Consider the following 22,663-nt stretch of genomic DNA (forward strand, 5'->3'; position numbering starts at 1 on the left):
TGCCATCACTACCCGGAGAGGAGTGAAGGGCATGAAAGTTGGTTTTATTGGTGCAGGGAAGGTAGGTTTTTCCCTGGGAAAATATTTGAAGTCCCACGGCGTAGATGTAGTGGGTTATTACAGCAAAACACCAGAATCAGCCAAATCAGCAGCAGATTTTACAGAAACAAAGGTCTATGATGCTATTCCTGATATTGTGCGGGATAGTGACACCCTTTTTGTGACAGTGCCGGATGGGCAAATTTGTATGGTTTGGGATTGCATAAAAAATCTGGATATAAAAAATAAAAATATTTGTCATTGCAGCGGCTCGATTTCATCAGCCGCTTTTTTTGATGGCGAAAAACTTGGTGCATCCGTATATTCCGTACATCCGCTATACGCCGTAAGCAGTAAATATGATACATACAAAGAATTGGGACAGGCTTATTTTACACTGGAAGGATCGGCTGACCATCTACAGGAAATGAAAGATTTGCTCCGGGATGCTGGCTGTAAAGTCATTGTGATGGACAGTGAAAATAAATCTCTGTACCATTGCGGAGCCGTTGTTGTCAGCAATTTGGTAACAGGACTCTATTCTTTGGGCGTACATATTTTGGAAAACTGCGGTTTTGAAGAGAAGGATGCGCAAAAGGCTTTGATTCCATTGTTTTTGGGCAATGCACAGGCTGTTGCGGAAAAAGGTCCTGTGGACGCACTGACTGGACCAGTGGAACGGGCAGATGTTTCTACCATAGAAAAGCACATCCAATCTATTCAAAACATTTCTGATGCAAAAGCGGGAGCAGATTTAATGAAAATCTATCTTCTTTTGTCAGAGCAGTTATTGGCGATAGCAGGAGAAAAACATCCCGAAAGGGACTATGTAAACGTTGCGGAGGTTATCGATGATGAAAAACACAGTATCCACATTTAGAGAACAGAAGGCAAAAGGCGAAAAAATTTCCATGCTTACTGCTTATGACTATTCCACAGCAAAGCTGATGGACGAAGCAGGTATCAACGGTATTCTGGTTGGGGATTCCTTGGGAATGGTTATGTTGGGTTATGAAGATACGCTTCCTGTAACTATGGAAGATATGATCCATCATACAGCCGCTGTGTGCCGCGGTGCAAAAAACACATTGGTTGTAGGGGATATGCCTTTTATGTCCTATCAGGTATCCGTTGAAGAAGCTGTTTACAATGCAGGCAGACTCATGAAAGAAGGCAGATGTCAGGCGGTGAAACTGGAAGGCGGCGCAAGTGTATGCCCGCAGATCAGAGCCATTACAAACGCTTCTATCCCAGTTATGGCGCATATCGGTCTGACACCTCAGTCCATCAACGCTTTTGGTGGTTTCAAAGTACAGGGCAAGAGTGAAGAAGCAGCGAAAAAACTGCTGGAAGATGCCAAAGCCGTAGAAGAAGCAGGTGCTTTTGCAGTGGTATTAGAATGTGTTCCTGCAAAATTGGCTGAACTGATTTCTAAATCCATCTCCATTCCTACTATTGGCATTGGTGCAGGCGCAGGATGCGATGGTCAGATTTTGGTATATCAGGATATGCTGGGACTGTTCTCTGACTTTACACCAAAATTCGTAAAGAAATATGCAAATGTTGGAGAAATGATGACACAGGCGTTCCGGGATTATATTGCAGATGTGCAGGAAGGTTCTTTCCCGGCTCCCGAACACACCTTTGCCATTTCTGAAGACGTCATCAAAAAGTTATATTAAGGAGAAGAAAAATGAATATTGTAAAAACCATTTCTGAAGTAAGAAACGAAGTAAAGAACTGGAGAAAACAGGGGTTGTCTGTTGGTCTGGTACCCACCATGGGCTATCTGCATGAAGGACATAAAAGCCTCATTGACAGAGCATGCAAGGAAAACGATAAAGTGGTTGTCAGTGTGTTTGTCAATCCTACACAGTTTGGTCCCGGTGAAGACCTTGCCACATACCCCAGAGATATTCAGAGGGATGCGGCTCTCTGCGAAGATGCAGGCGCTGCGTTGATTTTCAATCCTGAACCGGAAGAAATGTATTTTGATGACTTCCATACTTATGTGACCATGGAATCTCTTTCTGATGAACTGTGCGGTAAAACAAGACCCATTCATTTCAGAGGGGTCTGCACAGTGGTAAGCAAACTGTTCCATATTGTTGCGCCCGACAGAGCGTATTTCGGTCAGAAGGACGCACAGCAGCTTGCTATTATCAAACGTATGGTAAGAGATCTGAATTTTGACATTGAAATCGTAGGCTGTCCTATCGTCAGAGAAGCAGATGGACTGGCAAAAAGCTCCAGAAATACTTATCTGAATCCCGAAGAAAGAAAAGCTGCCCTTGTGCTGAGCAAAGCGGTAGGTTTGGGACAGGAACTGATTCAGAAGGGCGAAAGAAATGCGGACGTTATCGTTGAAAAAATGAAACAGCTCATCGAAGAAGAACCTCTGGCAAAAATCGATTACGTGCAGGCGGTAGACGCTATTTCCATTCAGCCCGTTGCAGAAATCAAAGGAACTGTATTGGTTGCCATGGCAGTTTATATTGGCAAAACAAGATTGATTGACAATTTTATCTATGAAGCATAAAAGATTCTTTTAAAAATATATCGATTCAGAAAATAATGTAAAAAGAAAGCTGGAATCCTTGAATCAAAGGGTTTCCAGCTTTCTTCTATTTATCTGAATGATACAAGGAATGCGTTCTTCTAACGGGACCATCGCAGTTTCTTTTAAGAAATTAAGGAAAAGCACTATTTTCTCAAGTGGAAGCTGCTTTTTTGTTTGCAAAAGGAAAGGGAGAAAACTTTTCAATTTTCTCCCTTAAATTACAAAACTATGATAGGTGATGTATTATCCAGCTTGGTGTGTAGTTTTTGCTTGCTCCAGATATTGTTTTTCCAGATAGTTGATGATAGCTGAGCGAAGAAGAATACCCACTACTTTATTGTCAGATACAACAGGTACTTTTTTCACACCTGATTCGCCCAATAGTTTGCAGACTTCTTGGATGGATGCGTCTGCATCAATGGTAATGGCTTTTTTGGTACCGATTTCCAATATATTCAGATGCATGATGGTGTTGATTTTTTCACGGAATTCAGCATCAGGGTCCCAAAGATATTCCATAAAGAGTGTGGAACTGTCTGTTGCCATGGGAGCCAGTTTTCCTTCTTTCATATATCGCATGATGTCGCCATCACTGATAAAACCAATGGCAGTACCTTCTTTGGAAAGAATGGGAGCACCGCTGATATTTTTTTCGGAGAAGAAGGCAATGGCATCATAGACAGTTGCGTCTTCCTGCAAAGCATATACTTCTTTTTTCATATAGGGTGCCAATGTATGGACTTCTTTTTCAGGTGCTTCTGCAGAAGCTGCTTTTCTAAGTTTCCGATAATACCGGTCGGAATAAACAATATAGATAATCCCGCCAACCACATAAGCGATGGCTGTCAACGCAAAGCCTTTCTGCAAACCAATGCTTTCCTGTAAGCATCCCATCAGCAGGGAGCCGATGCCAATGCCGATGTCGTAGGAGAGTAAGTAGGTAGCATTGGCAACGCCTCGTTTTGGCGCAGGTGTGGTACCAGTAACGAAGGATTGAAAAAGTGGCTGCAAAATGCCATAACCGATACCGAAGAAGAACCCTGCAATCAGCAGATGTGCACCTGTTGTCAGGAAGATGTAACTGGTCATGGTGATTACCAGAATGATCAGACTGATGTAAACAAGCACACGATGTTTGCCGGCATCAATCATTTTCTGTGTAGAAATTTTAGACAACAGCATACCGATCACAAGGCAAATATAGAAGTAAGGAAGAAAAGACATGAGATTTTTTTCCTGCGCCAAAATGGAAGAGTATGCGATGACTGCCCCGTAAGGAATCATGAGGAAAGTCATGTTGAACATAAAGGGCAGTGCGGGATTATAGATGGAATCTTTGATGGAGAATTTTTTCCGTTTTACTTTGGGATATTTGATTCTGCAGCAGGACACGCAAATCAAAGCAATGACGGAAATGGCAAAGACTGTCAGGAAAGAAGCCTTGCTGTCCAGATGGTTTTGTACCTGAATGCCCACATAAGGACCTACTGCCATCCCAATGGAAATGGTGAATGCAAATCTGCTGATGCCTTCCGTAATTTTTGTGGGAGGCAGTACATCGCTGGCAAGTGTCATTGTGGCAGAACCGCAGACAGAATATACAGCGCCCATATACAGACGGATGACAATCAAAGCGCCAAAAATGGGGAATGCGATAAAGCTGGGAAATGCCAGACAGAACAAAGCCAGAAATAACAGATAAACACGATAACGGCTAAAGTTATCCAGCAGATATCCCGCAATGGGACGGAACAGAATGGTTGCAACGGACATGGCAGTCAATACAATCCCGATGCCAGAGCCGGTGATGCCGATTTCCTGACAATATACTGGAATGATGGGGATGGAAGCATAAAAGGCTGCCAGTACCAAGAGGTTGATAATAAAAAGCAGTATAAACTTTTTATTCCAGATTTTTTGAATGGTTTCCATATGAATACAACTCCTTTTTTAACCAAAACTAGTGGCAATTGCCACTAGTTTTAATATAGCAAAGAATGGTTCACAAGTCAATAACTAGTTGCAATTGCCACCAATTAAGATTATAATGTTTCTGTAAAAAGGAGGTTTTATTATGCCAAATATCATTGAAAGTCCCTTTAAATCCATTTCGATTTTATATCGAAAATCCCATATGTGGCTCAATAACTGTTGTTTGCAGCATAATCTGACAGCAGCACAGGCTGTTGTGATTTTAATCATTTGTGATTTCAAACAACTGACACAAGACGAAATCACAAAGCGTTTGGCTCTGGATAAAAGTGTTATTGCAAAAACGGTTACAAAGTTGGTGGAGCTGGGATTTCTGATTCGTACGACCAATGCAAAAGATAAGCGGACATTTGACATTCAGCCCACAGAAAAGTCATGGGAGGTATATCCTTTTATTAAGGAAGAGATTGAAGCTACCTTTCAGCGGATGACCCAGCGGATGACAGAAAAGGAACGGGCAGAGTTTAAAAGACTTTTGTCGATGGCAGCAGAAGCGTCCATTGATCAGGAAGACTGAAAAAGTGGATTTACCTAAATGAAAGAAACAAAAAGGATACGTATTGTAATAGTGAATGATATATGCTAAAATAAAGATAAATTTTTGGATTTGTATTTATTAAGGAGTGAGTGTATGCCAAAGGTTGCTTATTCCGAAGAAGAACGGCAGCAGATTCGAGATGATTTGATTCGAACAGCTTTGGAACTGATGGCAGAGCAGGGGATTCAGCATACGACAGTGGAACAGATTTATAAGAAGGTCGGCATATCCCGTACATTTTTTTATTCTTTCTTTCCTACCAAAGAGGATTTGGTCATTGAAGCCCTTTATTATCAGCAGCCCAAAATCATTGCTTACGTAAATCAGCTGATGTCAGATCCGGCTTTGACATGGCATGATGCCATGAGCCGGTTTATATATTCCTGCTGTAAGGGCGCAAAAAGCGGCTTCGCCATTATGAGTATGGATGAACAGCGAATGTTATTTCAGCGGCTGTCAGAAGAAAGCTATAGAATGTTTCGGAAAAAGCAGGCAGTTCTTTTTGGAAAAATACTGGAATGTTTCGGAATTGAACCCAGCAAAAAGCGCGTGGATTTGTTTATCAATCTGTGTTTGACCATCATCCTCATCCACCGTTCTGTTCCGGAGAGATTACCATTTTTTGTACCGGAAGCCGCAGAAGAAACCACAAAATTCCAAATTGATGCGGTCATCAATCATTTGGAAAAATGGAAGGCATAGTGCCATATTGACAAAAGCATATCCGTCCGAGTAATCTGACGGATTTCTTTATACATAAAATAAATACAAATTCTAAAATTTATTTTTATTTTAGTTCGTAAACTGCTGCGATGATGTCATTTTATTGTGGCAGATAAAAATATTATTTTAAATGTTTAGGAGGGAACAAATATGGGATTTTTCGGAAAATTGTTTAAAGGACCTGAAATTGACATGGAGAAAAGCAATGCCAATGCGAAGAAAATGCGTCAGCTTTTCAATCAGGTAGTGGAAAACGGAGATACATATCAGCTGATCTTCGGGTATACGGAAGACGTTGCCTGGTTCAATTATGGTTTTGTCCATGGCAGCAAAACCCAAATTGGCAATCTTATCGTAGGCTGGAATGAAGAAACGAAAACCATTGTTGTGGTTCCTACAGTTCCAGACCTTTCTGGCTGTGGTGATCCTGTATATTACCGTCACTCTGAAATCCTGAAGGCATATCGGAATAAATATCCTACCGATGCGTTTATTATTTATCCTGATAAAAAGGCATACATCGGTATCAATGCTTATGATTGGCTGGAAGATGAAAAACTGTATGTATATGTATCTCAGGAAAAAGAATTGGCAGCCTTTACAGAATTTTTCATGAATCAGTACGCAACGAAATGAGGCGCATAGATTGTTAAAAGAAATTGGCGGTATTTTTGTTTTTCTTTTGGTCATCGTAATTTTTGGAAACATTTGGTTTCATTTCATAGAATCTATATTGCAGAAGATCAAGAAAATCATTCACCGACATGAAAAGCCTCCTGTGTGGCATCCTCTTCCAAAGGAAGATACGCAGCAAGATGAAAAAGATGCCTGAAAATGGGGGAAGGCGCATCGGAGAATGTCATTGAAAAACTGCATATTGTAAAAACAGCGAAATTGGCTGGAATAATTCCTATGATTATTAGATACTCCTTGTTTTTTTTTATGACAAGGAGTATTTTTATGGAGATTTGATTCAAAGAAGTATTGATATTTAGATATATCCTGCTTTTAGAGAGATTTTTTATTGAAATTAGAAAATTGCGTTCTATTTAGATGGATATTTGTTACTACAAACCCTCCCAAAATAGAAGATTAGGATTAGATTATTTTTTTTCAAAAAAGGTTGACTCTCCAGTTACTGTATCAGGTAAACTGTATTCATATTGGTATTCTGGATGTTTTTTTATCTATTTTGAATTTTATAATACAGCTTATTTTGAAAACAGAAAGCCAGTTCCTGCTGTTTTCGATGATCTAAGATATTTGAAATTCTCAAAGAAAGGACGGCGATATTTCATGGATAACAGTTGGTTACGTTCTGTACCAAAAGAATTACAAAGTTTACTTTTGGAAGACTTACTACAAAGTTCCCTTGTGGGTATTAATATTACAGATGGGGAAGGAAGAGTGTTGTTTTTAAATGACATCCACAGAAAAATCACCGGTCATGACCCACAGTTATACTTGGGGCGCACCATGAAAGAAATTGTAGAAGATAATTTGATTTCAGAATCAGCCACACAAATTGCGCTGGAAAAGAAACAAACGGTATTTATCAATCAGGTATCATCCCATAAGAATAAATATTTTCAGGTCAAATCTGTGCCGTTGATGAATGATAAAGGTGAAATCCTGTATGTGCTCAATTATTTGCTGGATGCATCAGAATTAATCAAATTGCGTGATAAGCTGGAAAAAGCAGAAAAGAATAACGAACGACTCATTACCAGCAATGAACTGCTGCGTCAAAAACTCAATCAATCCGGTGAAATCATTTATCGAAGCAAAAAGATGGAACGTGTTGTGGAAATGGCAACAAGAGTAGCAGAATGCGACGCCTCTGTACTCATTACAGGACCATCCGGTTCCGGCAAAGAGGTCATTGCCAACCTGATTCATTCCTATAGCAGACGCAACAAAGGTCCTTTTATTAAAATCAATTGCGCTGCTATTCCAGAACATCTGCTGGAAAGTGAGTTGTTCGGTTATGAACCGGGTGCATTTTCAGGGGGGAATCCCAAAGGGAAAAAGGGACTGATTGAAAGTGCTCAGGATGGTACATTGCTGTTGGATGAGATTGGGGAACTGCCATTGCCGCTGCAGTCTAAGCTTCTTCGGGTGCTTCAGACACAAAAAGTACGTCATGTTGGTTCCAATAAAGGAATTGAAGTAAACTTCCGTCTGTTGGCTGCTACCAATGCAAATTTAAAGGAAATGATCGAACAGAAAACATTTCGGGAAGATCTTTATTATCGACTTAATGTCATTGATATTGTCATTCCCGGACTGGATGAACGTCGAGAAGATATTGTGCCGCTCTTGAATCACTTCTTGGATTTGAATAATGAAAAATATCATGCCAAGAAGATTTTTAGCAATGACGCTTTGAAATTCCTTGCAGGATGCAGTTATCGCGGAAATGTGCGGGAATTGCGCAACGTAGTGGAAAGAATGGTAATTATGAGCAGAGAAGATGAGATTACGCTGTCTGATGCTTCCATTGCCTTCGCGGCTATGAATGTAAATGAGCAGGGATTGCCGGAAGAAGCTGCGGAAACGGAAGATTTCATCTTCGGAGAGGGGAGTTTGAAGGAAAAAGTGGCTGCTTATGAAAGAAAATTGTTGCAGCAGTATATGGCAAAATATAAAAGCGGTGCAAAAGTCGCAGAAGTTTTGCAGACAGACCAGTCTACAATCTCGAGAAAGTGCAAAAAGTACAATATCGTAGGAGAAGCATAACAGAAATAGGTTGCATATTTGCATAGTAATTTGCGTTTTTGCAAGTTCTTTGTGAATATGCAATTTTTTTGGCTGAATTTAGCCATTTTCTGGTTATTGCAAAACTGCATTGGTCTATGCAAAACTGCAAGATTCCCATTGAAAAGGTATGGGAGCCTATGAGAAATGGGATTTTATTTGTATAATAGGAATGATTCTATTTGAACAAACCAAGCTTTTTTGTTTCTTTTGTATATGAAATTGGTAAATCTTTTGGTAAATATATCTACAAAAAAACTTTGAAAAGTGAATGGTTTTGGCACGGGAATTGCTTTTTATATAGGCATGAAGAGGGGATCTTTGATACCATCTTAAAAAGTTTACATTTAGAAAGGAGAGATTATAGTGTACAAATGTAATGTAAATCGAATGGAGGATAAAATTAAAACTTTTTCTCAGTTTGGCGATGCTGGTCATGGGGGAATCACCAGATATTCCTTGTCAAAAGAAGCAGAAATGGCAAGAGATGAATTTGTAAAGAGAATGAAAGCCATCGGTGCTGAAATTGAAACAGACGATTTGGCAAATATCTATGCAACCATTCCGGGCTCCGATCCAAATGCAAAAAGAATCGTAATGGGTTCTCATTGCGACTCCGTAAAAAACGGTGGTAACTACGATGGTATTCTGGGGGTAATGGGTGCCATGGAAGTTCTGGAAACTGTTGTTGAACAGAACATTCCTCATAAACATCCATTGACAGCAATGATCTTTACAAACGAAGAAGGTTCTGAATTCCCGCCTTGCATGATGTGCTCCGGTATTCTGGCACATGATTATATGCCTGAAAGATTCAAAGACAACTTCGAATACAACAAAATGATGGCTTCCAGATCCATTCTGGACCCCAATGTGACTTTTGGTGAAAAACTCAGCCAGTTTAAATATAAAGGCGACATCAAAAACAGAATGTCTCCCGATAAATATAAAGCGCTGTTTGAACTGCATATTGAACAGGGACCTATTCTGGAAGATGCAGGAAAAGATATCGGTGTTGTTACCTGCGTACTGGGTCAGATGATCTACAGAGTAAAATTCTATGGTTTTGCTGCACACTGTGGCACATTCCCTATGAAAAAGAGACACGATGCATTCCACGCAGCAGCAGAAGCACTTTGCTGGCTCCATGAAGAAATCGATAAACTGGGGCATGAAGATCTGGTATATACAACTGGCGAAGTTGTAATCCATCCTTGTGTAAATACAGTAATCCCTGATTATTTCGATTTTTCCATTGACGTAAGACATGAAAATCCGGAAGTTCTGGATCAGGTTCGTGAAATCCTGTTCCAGCTGCCTAAGAAAAAATGGCAGCAGTGTGACTGTGAAGTTGTTCTGGGCTGGAACCGCGATACAGTTTACTGGAATAAAGAATTGGTTGGTTATGTAAGAGAAGCAGTGGAAGAACTTGGCATTTCTCATATGGATATCAATTCCGGCGCTGGTCACGATGCGCAGTACATTTCCTATATGATTCCTACCACAATGATTTTTGTACCTTCTGATAAGGGTCTGTCCCATTGTGAACCGGAACATACTTCTGTTGAGCAGTGTACAGATGGGGCTTCTGTTATGCTCAACGCAGTACTGAAACTGGATCAGGCGTCTGAATAAAAAATTCTGAATAACATATATCGAAAATTGTATGACTTGGAAGGAGAGAAGCAGTATGAAAACTTTGATTAAAAACGGTATGATTCTGACTACAGAAAACGAATTCAAAAGTGATATTCTGATTGTTGACGAGAAAATTGCTGCCATCGGCAAGAATCTCTCCGAAGAAGGTGTTGATAAAATCATTGACGCAGAAGGAAAATATGTATTCCCTGGCGGTATTGACCAGCATGTACATTATTCTTTCGTATATCAGGGCAGTAAAGTAAGAGGTTTTGAAACTTCCAATGCACCTGCTTTGGGCGGCACCACAACTGTAATCGAATTCGTAAATCAGGTACAGGGCAAAGGTCTGCTGGAATCCATTGATGAATTCAAAACAAAAGATGTAGACGGTATTGCCATGGTTGACTACGGTTTCCATATCGTTATGACCGATCCCCGTCCGGAAGTCATTGAAGAAATTCCGAAACTGGCTGAAGCTGGTTATCCTACACTGAAATTATTTATGGCATATAAAGGACAATTTTTCCATGCTGATGATGATGCCATCATCCAGGCACTGACAAAAGGGAAAGAAGCCGGCATCACTGTTATGGTTCATGCAGAAAATGGTGATATCGTTGACTTCCTGACAAAGAAACTCATTGCAGAAGGCAAAACAGGTACATACTATCACGCTGTTTCCAGACCTCCTGTATGTGAAGCAGAAGCTACACGCCGTGCGATTTATCTGGCTGAAATGGCAGATGCACCTATTTACATCGTACACGTTACATGTAAAGAAGCATTGGATGAAATCAGAGCTGCATATCAGAGAGGACAGTCCGTATATGGTGAAACATGTGCCCACTATCTGCTCTTTGATGAATCCGTACTGGATCAGCCCAATTTCGAAGGCGCAAAATATATCTGTTCTCCCGCACTGCGCACCAAAGACCATCAGGAACCTTTGTGGGAAGCCCTGAACAAAGGCTGGCTCAATGCGGTAAGTTCTGACCACTGTGGTTTTGACTTTGCAGTACAGAAACATATGGGCTTTGGTGAAGGCAAATCCTTTGCAGATGTTCCTAACGGTGCACCTTCTGTACAGAACAGAGTGAATGCTGTATGGACATATGGTGTATGCGAAGGCAAACTGTCCAGACAGGAATTCGTAAATGTTATTGCAGCTTCTCCTGCAAGAGTCAATGGTTTGACAGAAAAAGGGCACATTGCAGTAGGTTATGATGCAGATATTGTTGTCTTTGACCCCGATTACAGAGGCGTTATGGGCGTTGCAAACTCTCTGGAAGGCGTAGACTACAGCATTTACGAAGGCATGGAACAGAAAGGCAGACCGGAAACAGTACTGCTGCGTGGTCAGGTTATCGTTGAAAACGCAGAATATGTAGGTAAGAAAGGTCAGGGCAAACTGGCAAAAGGCAAACCTTTTGGCTCTGCTTATGACAAATTCAAAAAAGCATAAACAAGGAGGAATCAGATGAAGTCAATTACTTGTTTGGGCATTTCCACAGCCGTATGCTGCGCTGTATGGTCCTTTTTATCACCGGAAGTTGGATTGTTGAGCTGGGCTGGCTTCGCTGGATGCACATCTTATTTTGCCTGCCCTGATCACGGTTGGAAAGGCGTAAAATCTGCCTTCTTCTGTGTCATGAGCGGTATTGCCTATGCACTGCTTACTTTGTACTTGAATAAAGTATTTCCCTCTTTCGCCGTAAGTTTGGTGGTTGCATTGGTGACAGTACATCTGATGTGTATCCAGAGTAAGATTCCTATTCTGGCATATATCCCTGGTACATTCTTTGGTTCCTTCTCCACATTTGCTGCCGGTGGTGATCTGATCATCATTCCCTGCATGATTCTGGGGATTATCTTAGGTCTTTGCTGTGATAAAGGCGGCGCATGGCTGTTCAAGCTGGTTGGAAAAAAAGAAGATGTAGAATTAGAAGAAGCAGAATCCTAAGGGATTCATAACAGAAAAGGGAAGCAATGATATGCTTTCCTTTTCCTTTCTGAAAATAACAATATATTAGATTTTTGATACGATAAGGAGGCGGTAATATGTATTATTCCAATATGAAATCTGTAGATATCAGCAAATGTATATTATGTCATGACGCGGTGTGCACAAAAGCTTGTCCTGCAATGGACCCAGCAAGAATCATTCGTGCGCTACGATTTGATAATGCTGCAGGCGCATCTATGATGCTGCCCAAAGAAGATGTATGTCTGCATTGCGACGGCAAATGCCAAAATGTCTGTCCAGCAGAAGTTCCCATTCAGAAATTGATGTCTGGTCTGCGGAAGGAATTCCCGGAACAAAAAGAAATTCCCGGTTTGGACGATGTAGATTTGAGCTGCGATATCTGCGGTGTAAAATTGGAAAATCCGTTCATGTTATCTTCCTCCGTTGTTGCCAGCAACTATGAAATGACAGCCAGAGCCTTTGAAATGGGTTGGTCTGGTGCTGCTTTTAAAACCATCTGTCTGATGGATATTCGTGAGGCTTCCCCCAGATTTTCAACAGTAAAGACAGGTGAAGGTTCTTTCTATGGCTTCAAAAACATCGAACAGCTTTCTGACTACGAATTAGAAGAAAACCTGAATTTCTTCAGAGAACTGAAAAAGAATTATCCCTCCAAAGTCATTCTGGCATCCATCATGGGCAGAAATGAAGAAGAATGGACATATCTGGCAAAAGTTGTAACAGAAGCAGGGGCTGATGTCATCGAATGTAACTTCTCCTGTCCAAACATGGAAGCGAAAAATACCGGTGTGGACGTTGGGCAGGACCCTGAAACTGTAAAACGCTATGTACAGGCTGTGCGCAGAGGGACAAATATTCCGATTTTAGCCAAAATGACACCCAATGTGGCTGATATGCGTCCTGCTGCAAGAGCCGCTATTGAAGGCGGTGCAGACGGGATTGCGGCAATCAATACCATTAAGAGTATCATTAATGTAGATTTGGATACTTTCACAACCGCACCTGCCGTCAATGGCAAATCTATGGTCGGCGGTTATTCTGGTGTTGCTGTAAAACCCATTGCACTCCGTTTCATTTCCGATATGTATAAAGATCCTGCGATTCGTGGTCACCATATCAGTGGTATGGGTGGCATTGAAACTTGGCGCGATGGTATGGAATTTATTGCCCTTGGTTCTGGAAGCTTGCAGGTAACAACAGCAGTTATGCTCTATGGTTATCGCATCATTGATGATTTACTGTTGGGAACAAAAATCTACATGGCTGAAAACGGCGTAAAATCTATTTCTGAACTTATTGGTCGCGCAGTAGATGGCATCGTAGAAAACGACGAAATCGAAAGAGATACCATCGTTTATCCGAAATTCTACAGAGATCATTGCGTTGGATGCGGTAGATGTTATATTGCCTGCCGGGATGGCGGTCATCAGGCACTGAGTTTTGATGAGGAAACACATCGTCCTACTTTGATTCCTGATAAATGTGTAGGTTGTCATTTGTGTGCACTGGTTTGTCCAGAACATGCGATCCGCGGCGATGGTAAACGTATGGGAAAGAAAAAGAAATAATAATTTCTTTCTATAAAACATTTCTGTAAGATTTATAACAATGGGTAAGGCACAAATCCTGAAAAAGGTTTTGTGCCTTTTTCAGTTTTATCATTTTATTTTTGGTTATCAATTACACGAAATGTGCATAAATATCACAAAAACAGGTGAAATATAATGAAATTTATGCTAAAATATAATATAATTGTGAAAAACAGGAGGTGCGGCTATGTTTCGTATCGCGGTTTGTGATGATAATGATGCAGTTTGCAGTGCAATTGAAAACACCATTGATGGCTTTTTTAAAACAGAAAGCATTCATTATGAAATTGACAGTTTTCAATCGGGAGAAGAATTGTTGGAAGAACTGAATGATCATGTTAAATATGATTTGATCTATTTGGATATTGAATTAGCGCAGTTAAACGGCGTAGCAGTTGGACGTTATATTCGAGAAAATCTTCTGGATGACTATACACAGATTGCGTTTATTTCTGCAAAGCCATCCTATGCTTTGGAATTGTTTCAAATTAGACCCATTCATTTTTTGGTAAAACCATTTACACCCAGACAGGTTATTGGTATTTTGGAAAAAGCTATGGAACTGCAAGGCCGTCAAATCAAAATTTTCAGTTATAAAACTGGAAAGGTTGAAAACAGAATTCCCTTTAAGGATATTATGTATTTCAGCAGTGAAACCAAAAAGATTATTGTTCATACGAGAAATGGAAAAGATTCTTTTTATGGAAAATTGTCAGAACTGAATCTACCTGATACAGAATTCATACAGATCCATAAATCTTTTATCGTCAATAAGCAGTACGTGAAGCGTTTTAAGTTTGATAGTGTGCTGTTGAGCAACGAGGAAGAGTTGCCTATCAGCAGAGCTTATCGGAAAATAGTCAGAGAAAATCTTATGTCATAATGAAGTGAGGAAATAGAAATGATATTGGAGTATCGTCATATAATTTATTTGATTGCGAATATATTTCGTGTCTTTAGTATTAATCTGTTTTTAGAAACCATTTTCTCTAAAAACAATTTACGGTGTTCACAGGAATTAAAGCGTACAATTTTTATATTGTATTATATTTCCAATAGCTTTATTTATTTGCATTATCGAATTCCCATTATCACAGTGTTTTCTAATTTGTGTTTGTTTTTCTTTCTGACTTTGCCTTACTACAGCACAATGTGTAAAAGAATATTTGTAGTATTTTGCATCTTTTTATTAGGAATATTATGTGAAACCATTGTTTCAAGATCGTCAATATTGATTTTGGGGCATATTCCTTCTATTGAAGTGATTACATACACCATAAGCAATTTTCTGTTTTACATTGTAGTGATTTTGACAAAAAGTATTTTGGGGCGGGAAGAACGTATCTATCAAAAAGGACGTTGGGCAGTATTGATTATGATACCAAGTATTTCTGCTTTCACAGATATTTTGGCTTTATATGGAGGGTATGAACAGTGGATTACTGTCAGTGTGATTTTCTGTTTGTTTTTAATCAATATAGCTTTTTTCTATTTATATCAGATTGTTGTATCCAATTATGAAGTTGAAATACAGAATCAATCATTGATGCTGCAAAACAAAGCGTATCAACAGCAATTGGATATGATTCATGCTACAGAAGACAGTCTGAAAAGAGCCAGACATGATTTTAAGAATCATTTGATTGCATTGGAAGAGCTTTCGAAATCCGATGAAAGAACAGATCTTCAGGAATATTTTCAAAAACTTGGCAGAGAGTATCAGTTATCTGAAGATTATATCTGTACTGGCAATACCATATTGGATGGTCTAATGAATCATAAACTAAAAATTATGACGGCAACAGGAGCGGTGATTGATACAAAAATGCAAATCCCTGAAAATCTTGATGTCAATTCTTTTGATCTTGTGGTGGTGATTGGCAATTTGTTGGACAATGCCATTGAGTCGCTAAGCAAGCAAAAGAAAGGAAGTTTCCAAATAGAGATCAGTTATCGGCAGGGGACACTTTTGATCAACGCAAAGAATACATATGAAGGGGAAATCATCCGAAAAGGCGAAACATTGATTTCTACCAAAAAGAATGCGACAGAAGCCCATGGTATTGGGTTGAGCAATGTACGACGTGTCATCGAAAAATATGATGGGGAAATGATGATTGATACAGAGGATAATTTGTTTAATGTGCATATTATTGTGTATATATGAATAAAAGGAACTGCATTATACGACAAATGTGCTTTCTTTGTCAAAAATGGAAAATACATGGGTAATTTTGGCAGGTTTTAGAAATGCGTAAAAATTCATTTATAATAGAGTACGCAATATATCTTTTATAGAATAACGGAGGGTGATTTTATGAAAAAATGGAATTGGTTTAATTTCAAAACAGATATGTGGAAAGTAGTGGCATCTTTGGCACTGATCATTACCACAGTTTCTGTAAATACGACATGCATGTTCGAATATTATCAGCCTAAAATGCCGAAAGGAAGCGAAAAACTGAAACATATCTAAGGCATTGAGGGTACGAGGTGATTTCTATGACAGAAAAAATAATGGAAAATGTATGGAAAGGAATGAAAACCACAGGTAACGTCGATGAAGAAGATAAGGAAATATACTTGTTTGGTTTTTATCAGGGACTGATTTTTCTGTTAAATTTGGTGACGGCTCTGTTGACTGGAATCATCTTGGACATGTTTCTGGAAAGTGTGCTGTTTCTGATTTGTTTTATACCGCTAAGAATTTTTGCAGGAGGATATCATGCAAAAACACAATTCAGATGTTATGTGATGTCGACAGTTACGACGGTGATCCTTTTGTATCTGATTGCGTTTTTGCAGAAGAATATGGGGGTTGAAGCAATAGCGTTATATATCATTGCAACATGTATCATTTGGAAATTAGCGCCTGTTCAGGACAAAAATAAACCATTAGACTTAGACGAGCAAAAGAAATACCGCAAGAGAGTCCACAGTTTGCTGATTATTATCAGCTGTATTTCGGGATGTCTGTATTTTTGGGGAATTTATGTCGTTCCGGCGGTGGTTGTATGCGTTGTTTGCCAGTTGTCCATTGTTCTAATATGGGGAAAGTTGAAAAATCATGCACACGGCTGCACATCAACTGTGTGAGAAAGAACAGAACATATGGTAGGAATAAATGTGCCCATTTCATCTCGTATCGGAAAAAAGAATGTGAAAGGGACCATGTTCCTAATATGCGCAAAGCAAACACTAATCAGCTGTGACTTTGTCCGAAAAAGCGGCTAGAAAAGGTTCTTCTATGGAAAAACATAGAAGAACCTTTTTCGTTATTGAAAATTTTGATGGAATAAAAAAGATAGCTGAAATCCTCGAATGAAAAGGGACTTCAGCTATCTTTTTATATGAAATAGATTTTTGCAGTTCTATTGAAAATCAAGATGAAAGAAATGGTGTACACAGACGCGCAACCATTAAACTATGTTATGCCATATGCATCATACGGAATATCAAGCTTTTATACTTTTCCAATAAAGATTCAAGTGTTTCTGAATTATACTCCCGATACAGTGTCGGATTTTGTAAAGAGTGCGAGGTGGAAGTATTGATGATCCGTATTAGTTCTTTATCATGAATGATATACAAGTGGGGACCAATTCCAGTTTCATAAGCACTGTAATTCTTCAAAAATATCTTTTTATCATTGGCATAAACAGAAATGTGCGGCATGAAGTCACTGGCAAATATATTTTCATCCAGAATGACAAATTTAATATTCGGATTCTTTTTGGATACCTCGATGATGTTCTTGATATGTGCAATTCTTTCTTCAACCTGCAATTGATAGTGGATATCCGTATAATAGATTTCTCCAGAAGTGATGTATTCATATAATGAGGAAAGAAGAAAGAAAAAGCAGATTTCCTGATTTTCAAAAATTTCTTCCCATGTGATCTGCAATGTACGAATCATAGATTCTGTGATATCCAACTTTGTATTGGATTTTGCTGTTTCCACAATATGGTCAATGGTTTCCGGAGGCAGGAGAAACTCAAATCCGTACGTATTAAAAAAGTGGAATTTGCTGCCGGAATAAAATTCCGTCCGATAAGAACGGTTGATTTCTTTTGATGTGCAGGAACGGAGCAAAAGATCCTGTGAAGTCATCTTCTGAGAGAAAAAAGAAAACAACGTTTTTACATCATTTGGATTTGTGATATTTACAGAGAAATCCAGATTGCCATGTTCATCTATAGATAGTATGTCAGCAAAGGCATCTTCAACCACAATGGCATTGGTTTGTTTTAAGTTCTTTCCATTATAGAATTCAAAAAACACTGTTTTATTTTTACTTAACAAAAGATACAGCTGCTTCATATAGTAAGCTGGATTTCTCTCAAATTCTTCTAAATCCAGTGCAGCCAGACAGCGAATGCGATTTTGCGGGCTTTTGGATACCATTTCTAATGCATTTAAATATTGAAAGGATTTGCAGATATCAATGGTCCACACAATCGTGAGTTCTTTTTCTGTTTGCAATAGTGTCTGACGAATATTGCGGATCATATTTTCCAAAACCTGTGTGTGAGAAAAGAGGTTGCTTTCCATGGATGGTTTCAGCACTTGCGCAGACTTGCTGTCCTGTGTAGAGGAGTGGCGATAGCAGACACTTAGAGCTGTTTCAATAGAATCTGATAAGAAATCGAAGAGATTCTCCGTATCTGTTTCTTTTTTTTCAATCATATCAGAAAAAGAAATGAAAAAATCTTCCACCCGATCCTGCATCACAATTTCGTTTGCAAATACTTTGGACAATTTTTTGTTGATGACAGAAATGGTACGTGTTGTTGGAAGAATCCCCTTATTGCACCATTTGCTGATATAAGAAATGTCATAACCCGTTTCGTTGGCAATGACCATGATTTTTGTATTGGTAAAAATAATCAGTTTTTTTAAGAATTCACCATATGTCATATTGTTTTCCCCCAAAAGTTCTTCATGGCATGTCATGCAAAAACAGAAACCTTGTTTCCATATATTCGCTTACACTGAGAAAATGAAATATCCCCCAATATTTTTTTCAACAGTTACATTTTTTACAGCAGATTTTAAGATGTTTGCATGCTGTCATTTTCGATGCGGTTGAATTTTTCCAATCAAATATCTGATTCTCACTTTCAAATCTGTTCAAATTCTACTGTTTTTACGAAAGTGATTTGATGAAATTATAGCATAGCTTTTCCAGTATGGCAAAAAGTTTTTCAAGATTTTAGTACAAATTTCGCTGAATTAATCAAGTTTATCGGAAAAAATAAGATTTATTTAATAATATTGAAGTTTTATTTGAATTTTTGAATCAAAATCAGTCAATATATTGTGTTTTATTTCAAACAATCATATGGATATAATGGGAAATACAAAACAGCAATGCTTCTGGTGATGTTCGCCGGAGCAATTGTTGTAAAATGCTTGTAAAACATGAACAAACAGATTTTATGATTTTGGAGGGAAAATTTATGAAACCAATGAGAATGCACCATGTAGGTATTGTACTGCCTGAAAAGAGTTATGCACAGGATCTGATCGATATGTTCGGTCTGGAAGTAGATTACACAGGATTTGTAAACGCATATTCTGCAGACCTGATTTTCACAAAGTACGGTGAAAAAGAAAGTCCCATTGAATTTATCATTCCCAAAGAAGGGGTACTGACAAAATTCAATAACGGTAAGGGCGGTATCGCTCACGTAGCTTTTGAAGTGGATGACATTGAGTCCTGCTCCAAAGAATTGATCGAAAAAGGCTTCGAAATGCTGGAAACAGAAGCAGTAGAAGGGACAAGCGACATTATTGTCAATTTCCTCAGACCCAAATACTCCCACGGGATTTTGGTTGAGTTGGTTCAGACAGTAGGCGAAATCCAGAGAGACTAACGGATTCTAAGCAGCGCGAGGGCTGATGCTTCGGTCAGAGCGCTGCTTTGGCTTCAAAAAGGAGGTCGTAATATGCTTCAGTTATTTATGGCAATTTCACCGATTCTCATTGTTATGATTGGTATTGTCGGATTGAAAAAGCCTGCCACAATCGTTTCCGCAATCGCACTGATTTACACTATCTTTGTCACAATGTTTTATGGGAAATTCAAGCTGGAAAATGCAGTTCTTTTCTCAGAAACAACAAAAGGTATTATCGAAGGGGCAAAAATGGTATTTATGATCTGGTCAGCCTTTCTGATTTTGAATATGCTGATCAACACGGGTGCCATGGACAAGATCAAAGAGATCATTGCGAACCTGACACTGGATAATCGGAAACAGTTTATCATCATTGCGTTTTGTTTCGGCGGATTTCTGGAAGGGGTAGCTGGTGCCGGAACACCGGCAGCCATTGCAGCTCCATTTTTGGTAGCTCTTGGCATCCCACCTGTATTTGCGATTGTTGGCGCACTTGTTTTTAATGGAATTGCCGCATCTCTTGGCGCAGCGGGGCTGACAACCATTGGTGGTTTCGCAGCGTTTCTGGATGTTGTTGATGTGATGGATATTTCGAAATATACCTCCTTCATCCATTTCTTTGGTGCATTATTGGCACCGATTCTGGTACTTGTAATTTTATGGGGCAAAAAAGCATTGGACAAAGGCATCGTTAAGTTTGCACTGGCAACAGGCTTTGCTTATGGCTTCTTTATGGTTTTGGTTGCTACTTTTGTTGGGGCAGAGTTCCCCACAATCTGTGCAGGTCTTGGTTCTTTGATCGTTGCCATCGCTTACATCAAGTTATTCTGTAAGAATGAAAGCATTCCTGAGGAATATCAGTATGTGATTGATGAATCTAAGGGCAAAAGTACCATGCCTGCCTGGAAAGCATTGTCTGCTTACGCTATTTTGCTTGTGGCTTTGCCGGCAGTCAGATTCTTTGCACCTTTGTGGTTTATCAAACTTGGTTTTGCAGTATGGATTGGCATTACCATCACTTGTGTTTGTCTTGTATCATCCATTATTCTGCGAGACGTAACTTCCATGCCTGGTTATATGAAAACATCTTTTTGTAGCGTATTTGGTGCATTGATTGCCATGGCATCTTTGGTTGCGCTGTCTAACCTGATGAAAACAAGTGGTATGCTGTCTGTTATTGCAACTGTCATTGCAAATCTCCTTGGACCAGTATATCCTGCCATTGCAGTCATCATCGGCTCCTTGGGCTCCTTTGTAGCAGGCACAACAACAGGCTCCAATATTTTGTTTGCACCCATGCATTATGAAGCATGCACGATTCTCGGATTCAATATTCCTTTGGTATTTGCGGCACAGAGCGCCGGCGGTGCTTTGGGAAATATGATCTGTACAAATAATGTTGTTGCCGTATGTGCGACCGTTGGATTTAAGGGAGAAGAAGGCACTATCATGCGAAAGGTATTTAAACCGATCTGCATCTTATGGTTACTTTACTGTCTTCTGGCGTTGTTCTATGCCTATGTTTTATTCCCAGCGGCATGATTTAAAGAAAATTGCGTATCACTGTATCTGAACAGCAGAAAGGGGTATACCCATGGCAATTTTGGTAATGAACCAGCTTTTTACAATGATTCTTTTGATGCTGGTGGGCGCTATTTTAAACAAAAAGAAATATCTTGCAGCGAATGATGCCAAAGAATTATCGGTGATTTTGGTGAAAGTAGCTGTTCCGGCTAATATGATCATCTTATTACAGAGACCATATTCCCATGAAATCTTTGTAGGATTTTTGAAAGTCTGTGCCGGTACTTTAGGAGTCTGTTTCATCATCACAATTTTGTTTTTCATTATTGGTAAATGGATGAAAATGACTTTCTCCAGCACAACGTTATTTGCTTGCTGTGGGGCATACAGCAACATCATTTTCATGGGACAACCGCTGATTAATGCGCTCTATGGGGAAAAGGAGCTTATCTTCTGTGTAGCAGTGATGTTTGTTAGTACATTGTATTTGTTCACTGTCTGTTCCATATTGCTTTCTTTAGGAACAGACAAAATGAAAGATTCAGCAAAGGTGTTGAAAGATTCTTTCTTAAATCTGGTGTTTATTTCCGGCGCCATTGGGTTTATCTGTTTTGCAAAATCCATTTTGCTGCCGAAAATCATCCGAGATGCGCTGCATTTTTCTGCAAATACCACCGTTTGTCTTTCTATGATTTATATTGGATTTTTGCTCGCGGAGGCAAATTTGAAAGAAGTCATGAAGGATAAACAGGTATATCTATTTTGTTTCCTTAGTTTAATCATAACTCCGATTATAGCAAAGATATTTGGAGGATTGTTCTTAAATGGAATGCCGTTGGCAGTGTTGGTAATCCTTATGGGAACACCGGCAGGAGCGCTTTTGCCTTCCTTCGTGGAATCCTATGGAAAGAGCGCAAAAATGGCATCGCAATATGTGTTTATGTCCACATTACTATCCCTTATCACACTGCCGCTTGTTGCAGAGTTCCTTTGCAAATCATAAAGCTTTGCTTGTTACAGGGTTAACCTGTCATGATATGATTACGGTAGAAAAAACTCTCATGTTTTCTACTTATAAATGTCACCGATGTTGAATGCGTCATAACACCGGTGACCTCCTTTCTAACTGAGAAGATGACTGATTTTTTACTTGGGAAAACAGTCATTATCTCCTTCTTCCATAAACCTCCTGTTTCTTTGGTTCCATGATCCAATGAGACAGGAGGTTTTCCAATATGATAGATAAGTAAGTATGGACAGGTAAATATAAAAAAGCCGGATCCCTTTGCATGAACTGAACCCAAAAAGTTAGACAATATTTTCAAATTAAAATTGTTTAAGAAGCCAGAAGGGCTTGTTGTCTGTAAATTGCAGGTGGCAAGCCCTTTAACTTTGCTTTGATTCGATGGTTATTAT

The 22,663-nt window shown here is 39.3% G+C and carries 22 protein-coding genes; 19 read left to right on the top strand and 3 right to left on the bottom strand.

The genetic code is table 11. The features are described from left to right. Positions 1–22: 22 nt before the first annotated feature. The 3 genes from INF29_RS04805 to panC are packed head-to-tail and all read left to right on the top strand — an operon-like array spanning position 23 to position 2,578. Entirely contained in the window at positions 23–919 is an 897-nt protein-coding gene (locus INF29_RS04805) for a Rossmann-like and DUF2520 domain-containing protein (RefSeq protein ID WP_302772084.1), read from the top strand. After that, complete coding sequence (gene panB, locus INF29_RS04810; protein WP_072849616.1) at positions 894–1,721, top strand: 3-methyl-2-oxobutanoate hydroxymethyltransferase; 828 nt, start codon at positions 894–896, stop codon at positions 1,719–1,721. Before INF29_RS04805 ends, panB begins: the two co-directional genes overlap by 26 nt. A gap of 11 nt (positions 1,722–1,732) precedes the next feature. After that, positions 1,733–2,578 carry a pantoate--beta-alanine ligase gene (gene panC, locus INF29_RS04815; protein WP_087990280.1) on the top strand — a complete coding sequence of 282 codons (846 nt, stop codon included), beginning with the start codon at positions 1,733–1,735 and terminating at the stop codon, positions 2,576–2,578. Positions 2,579–2,842: 264 nt separating this feature from the next. On the opposite strand, the gene INF29_RS04820 is transcribed toward panC, so the two are convergent. Next, entirely contained in the window at positions 2,843–4,531 is a 1,689-nt protein-coding gene (locus INF29_RS04820) for an MFS transporter (protein ID WP_193484976.1), read from the bottom strand. Between the two features lie 142 nt (positions 4,532–4,673). Here INF29_RS04820 and INF29_RS04825 point away from each other — a divergent pair, with 142 nt between their 5' ends. The 13 genes from INF29_RS04825 (at position 4,674) to INF29_RS04885 (ending at position 16,919) form a co-directional block, all read left to right on the top strand. Further along, the gene (locus INF29_RS04825; RefSeq protein WP_087990282.1) at positions 4,674–5,108 is read left to right on the top strand and encodes a MarR family winged helix-turn-helix transcriptional regulator; all 435 of its coding nucleotides are present in this window, start codon (positions 4,674–4,676) and stop codon (positions 5,106–5,108) included. Positions 5,109–5,222: 114 nt separating this feature from the next. After that, complete coding sequence (locus tag INF29_RS04830) at positions 5,223–5,831, top strand: TetR/AcrR family transcriptional regulator (RefSeq protein ID WP_191344683.1); 609 nt, start codon at positions 5,223–5,225, stop codon at positions 5,829–5,831. Between the two features lie 171 nt (positions 5,832–6,002). After that, positions 6,003–6,488, top strand: a complete 486-nt coding sequence (locus tag INF29_RS04835; RefSeq protein ID WP_072849510.1) for a hypothetical protein — start codon at positions 6,003–6,005, stop codon at positions 6,486–6,488. 10 nt (positions 6,489–6,498) lie between these two features. Beyond that, complete coding sequence (locus INF29_RS04840) at positions 6,499–6,684, top strand: hypothetical protein (protein ID WP_072849506.1); 186 nt, start codon at positions 6,499–6,501, stop codon at positions 6,682–6,684. Positions 6,685–7,148: 464 nt separating this feature from the next. Further along, positions 7,149–8,591 carry a sigma-54 interaction domain-containing protein gene (locus tag INF29_RS04845; protein WP_072849502.1) on the top strand — a complete coding sequence of 481 codons (1,443 nt, stop codon included), beginning with the start codon at positions 7,149–7,151 and terminating at the stop codon, positions 8,589–8,591. A 384-nt stretch (positions 8,592–8,975) separates the two neighbouring features. Further along, positions 8,976–10,244 (top strand): Zn-dependent hydrolase, encoded by a 1,269-nt coding sequence (locus tag INF29_RS04850; protein WP_072849498.1) that lies wholly within the window; start codon positions 8,976–8,978, stop codon positions 10,242–10,244. A gap of 55 nt (positions 10,245–10,299) precedes the next feature. Next, positions 10,300–11,712 (top strand): dihydropyrimidinase, encoded by a 1,413-nt coding sequence (gene hydA, locus INF29_RS04855; protein WP_072849495.1) that lies wholly within the window; start codon positions 10,300–10,302, stop codon positions 11,710–11,712. Positions 11,713–11,727: 15 nt separating this feature from the next. Next, positions 11,728–12,210, top strand: a complete 483-nt coding sequence (locus tag INF29_RS04860; RefSeq protein ID WP_087990287.1) for a DUF1097 domain-containing protein — start codon at positions 11,728–11,730, stop codon at positions 12,208–12,210. Positions 12,211–12,308: 98 nt separating this feature from the next. Continuing rightward, complete coding sequence (gene preA / locus INF29_RS04865) at positions 12,309–13,802, top strand: NAD-dependent dihydropyrimidine dehydrogenase subunit PreA (protein ID WP_193484978.1); 1,494 nt, start codon at positions 12,309–12,311, stop codon at positions 13,800–13,802. A 208-nt stretch (positions 13,803–14,010) separates the two neighbouring features. Continuing rightward, positions 14,011–14,706: a LytR/AlgR family response regulator transcription factor gene (locus INF29_RS04870; protein ID WP_072849485.1), complete on the top strand. Its 696-nt coding sequence runs from the start codon at positions 14,011–14,013 to the stop codon at positions 14,704–14,706. An 18-nt stretch (positions 14,707–14,724) separates the two neighbouring features. Continuing rightward, the gene (locus INF29_RS04875) at positions 14,725–15,990 is read left to right on the top strand and encodes a sensor histidine kinase (protein WP_193484981.1); all 1,266 of its coding nucleotides are present in this window, start codon (positions 14,725–14,727) and stop codon (positions 15,988–15,990) included. 150 nt (positions 15,991–16,140) lie between these two features. Beyond that, positions 16,141–16,299 (top strand): cyclic lactone autoinducer peptide, encoded by a 159-nt coding sequence (locus INF29_RS04880; protein WP_072849483.1) that lies wholly within the window; start codon positions 16,141–16,143, stop codon positions 16,297–16,299. A 26-nt stretch (positions 16,300–16,325) separates the two neighbouring features. Next, positions 16,326–16,919 carry an accessory gene regulator ArgB-like protein gene (locus INF29_RS04885; protein WP_072849479.1) on the top strand — a complete coding sequence of 198 codons (594 nt, stop codon included), beginning with the start codon at positions 16,326–16,328 and terminating at the stop codon, positions 16,917–16,919. A gap of 333 nt (positions 16,920–17,252) precedes the next feature. Here INF29_RS04885 and INF29_RS04890 read toward each other — a convergent pair whose 3' ends face one another. Beyond that, positions 17,253–18,743 (bottom strand): hypothetical protein, encoded by a 1,491-nt coding sequence (locus tag INF29_RS04890; RefSeq protein ID WP_193484983.1) that lies wholly within the window; start codon positions 18,741–18,743, stop codon positions 17,253–17,255. A 542-nt stretch (positions 18,744–19,285) separates the two neighbouring features. On the opposite strand from INF29_RS04890, the gene INF29_RS04895 reads away from it, so the two are divergent. The 3 genes from INF29_RS04895 to INF29_RS04905 all read left to right on the top strand — a co-directional run bounded on the left by INF29_RS04895 (position 19,286) and on the right by INF29_RS04905 (position 22,250). After that, positions 19,286–19,702 carry a VOC family protein gene (locus tag INF29_RS04895; protein WP_022364586.1) on the top strand — a complete coding sequence of 139 codons (417 nt, stop codon included), beginning with the start codon at positions 19,286–19,288 and terminating at the stop codon, positions 19,700–19,702. 72 nt (positions 19,703–19,774) lie between these two features. After that, positions 19,775–21,265 (top strand): L-lactate permease, encoded by a 1,491-nt coding sequence (locus INF29_RS04900; protein WP_193484985.1) that lies wholly within the window; start codon positions 19,775–19,777, stop codon positions 21,263–21,265. Positions 21,266–21,317: 52 nt separating this feature from the next. Then, positions 21,318–22,250 carry an AEC family transporter gene (locus tag INF29_RS04905; protein WP_193484987.1) on the top strand — a complete coding sequence of 311 codons (933 nt, stop codon included), beginning with the start codon at positions 21,318–21,320 and terminating at the stop codon, positions 22,248–22,250. A gap of 333 nt (positions 22,251–22,583) precedes the next feature. Here INF29_RS04905 and INF29_RS15300 read toward each other — a convergent pair. Next, on the bottom strand, positions 22,584–22,663 hold an 80-nt coding region (locus INF29_RS15300; RefSeq protein ID WP_408626509.1), incomplete at its 5' end, for an IS3 family transposase.

The sequence above is a fragment of the Anaerotignum lactatifermentans genome (assembly GCF_014982935.1).
In the GTDB taxonomy this organism is placed as follows: domain Bacteria; phylum Bacillota; class Clostridia; order Lachnospirales; family Anaerotignaceae; genus Anaerotignum; species Anaerotignum lactatifermentans.

Bases quoted from the DNA above. Each gene is read 5' to 3' on its own strand.
- INF29_RS04895 (WP_022364586.1), top strand. From the start codon at position 19,286: ATGAAACCAATGAGAATGCACCATGTAGGTATTGTACTGCCTGAAAAG.
- INF29_RS04870 (WP_072849485.1), top strand. From the start codon at position 14,011: ATGTTTCGTATCGCGGTTTGTGATGATAATGATGCAGTTTGCAGTGCA.
- INF29_RS04825 (WP_087990282.1), top strand. From the start codon at position 4,674: ATGCCAAATATCATTGAAAGTCCCTTTAAATCCATTTCGATTTTATAT.
- INF29_RS04875 (WP_193484981.1), top strand. From the start codon at position 14,725: ATGATATTGGAGTATCGTCATATAATTTATTTGATTGCGAATATATTT.
- INF29_RS04890 (WP_193484983.1), bottom strand. From the start codon at position 18,743: ATGACATATGGTGAATTCTTAAAAAAACTGATTATTTTTACCAATACA.
- INF29_RS04880 (WP_072849483.1), top strand. From the start codon at position 16,141: ATGAAAAAATGGAATTGGTTTAATTTCAAAACAGATATGTGGAAAGTA.
- INF29_RS04830 (WP_191344683.1), top strand. From the start codon at position 5,223: ATGCCAAAGGTTGCTTATTCCGAAGAAGAACGGCAGCAGATTCGAGAT.
- INF29_RS04885 (WP_072849479.1), top strand. From the start codon at position 16,326: ATGACAGAAAAAATAATGGAAAATGTATGGAAAGGAATGAAAACCACA.
- INF29_RS04860 (WP_087990287.1), top strand. From the start codon at position 11,728: ATGAAGTCAATTACTTGTTTGGGCATTTCCACAGCCGTATGCTGCGCT.
- panB (WP_072849616.1), top strand. From the start codon at position 894: ATGAAAAACACAGTATCCACATTTAGAGAACAGAAGGCAAAAGGCGAA.
- INF29_RS04820 (WP_193484976.1), bottom strand. From the start codon at position 4,531: ATGGAAACCATTCAAAAAATCTGGAATAAAAAGTTTATACTGCTTTTT.
- preA (WP_193484978.1), top strand. From the start codon at position 12,309: ATGTATTATTCCAATATGAAATCTGTAGATATCAGCAAATGTATATTA.
- INF29_RS04835 (WP_072849510.1), top strand. From the start codon at position 6,003: ATGGGATTTTTCGGAAAATTGTTTAAAGGACCTGAAATTGACATGGAG.
- panC (WP_087990280.1), top strand. From the start codon at position 1,733: ATGAATATTGTAAAAACCATTTCTGAAGTAAGAAACGAAGTAAAGAAC.
- INF29_RS04900 (WP_193484985.1), top strand. From the start codon at position 19,775: ATGCTTCAGTTATTTATGGCAATTTCACCGATTCTCATTGTTATGATT.
- INF29_RS04845 (WP_072849502.1), top strand. From the start codon at position 7,149: ATGGATAACAGTTGGTTACGTTCTGTACCAAAAGAATTACAAAGTTTA.
- hydA (WP_072849495.1), top strand. From the start codon at position 10,300: ATGAAAACTTTGATTAAAAACGGTATGATTCTGACTACAGAAAACGAA.
- INF29_RS04905 (WP_193484987.1), top strand. From the start codon at position 21,318: ATGGCAATTTTGGTAATGAACCAGCTTTTTACAATGATTCTTTTGATG.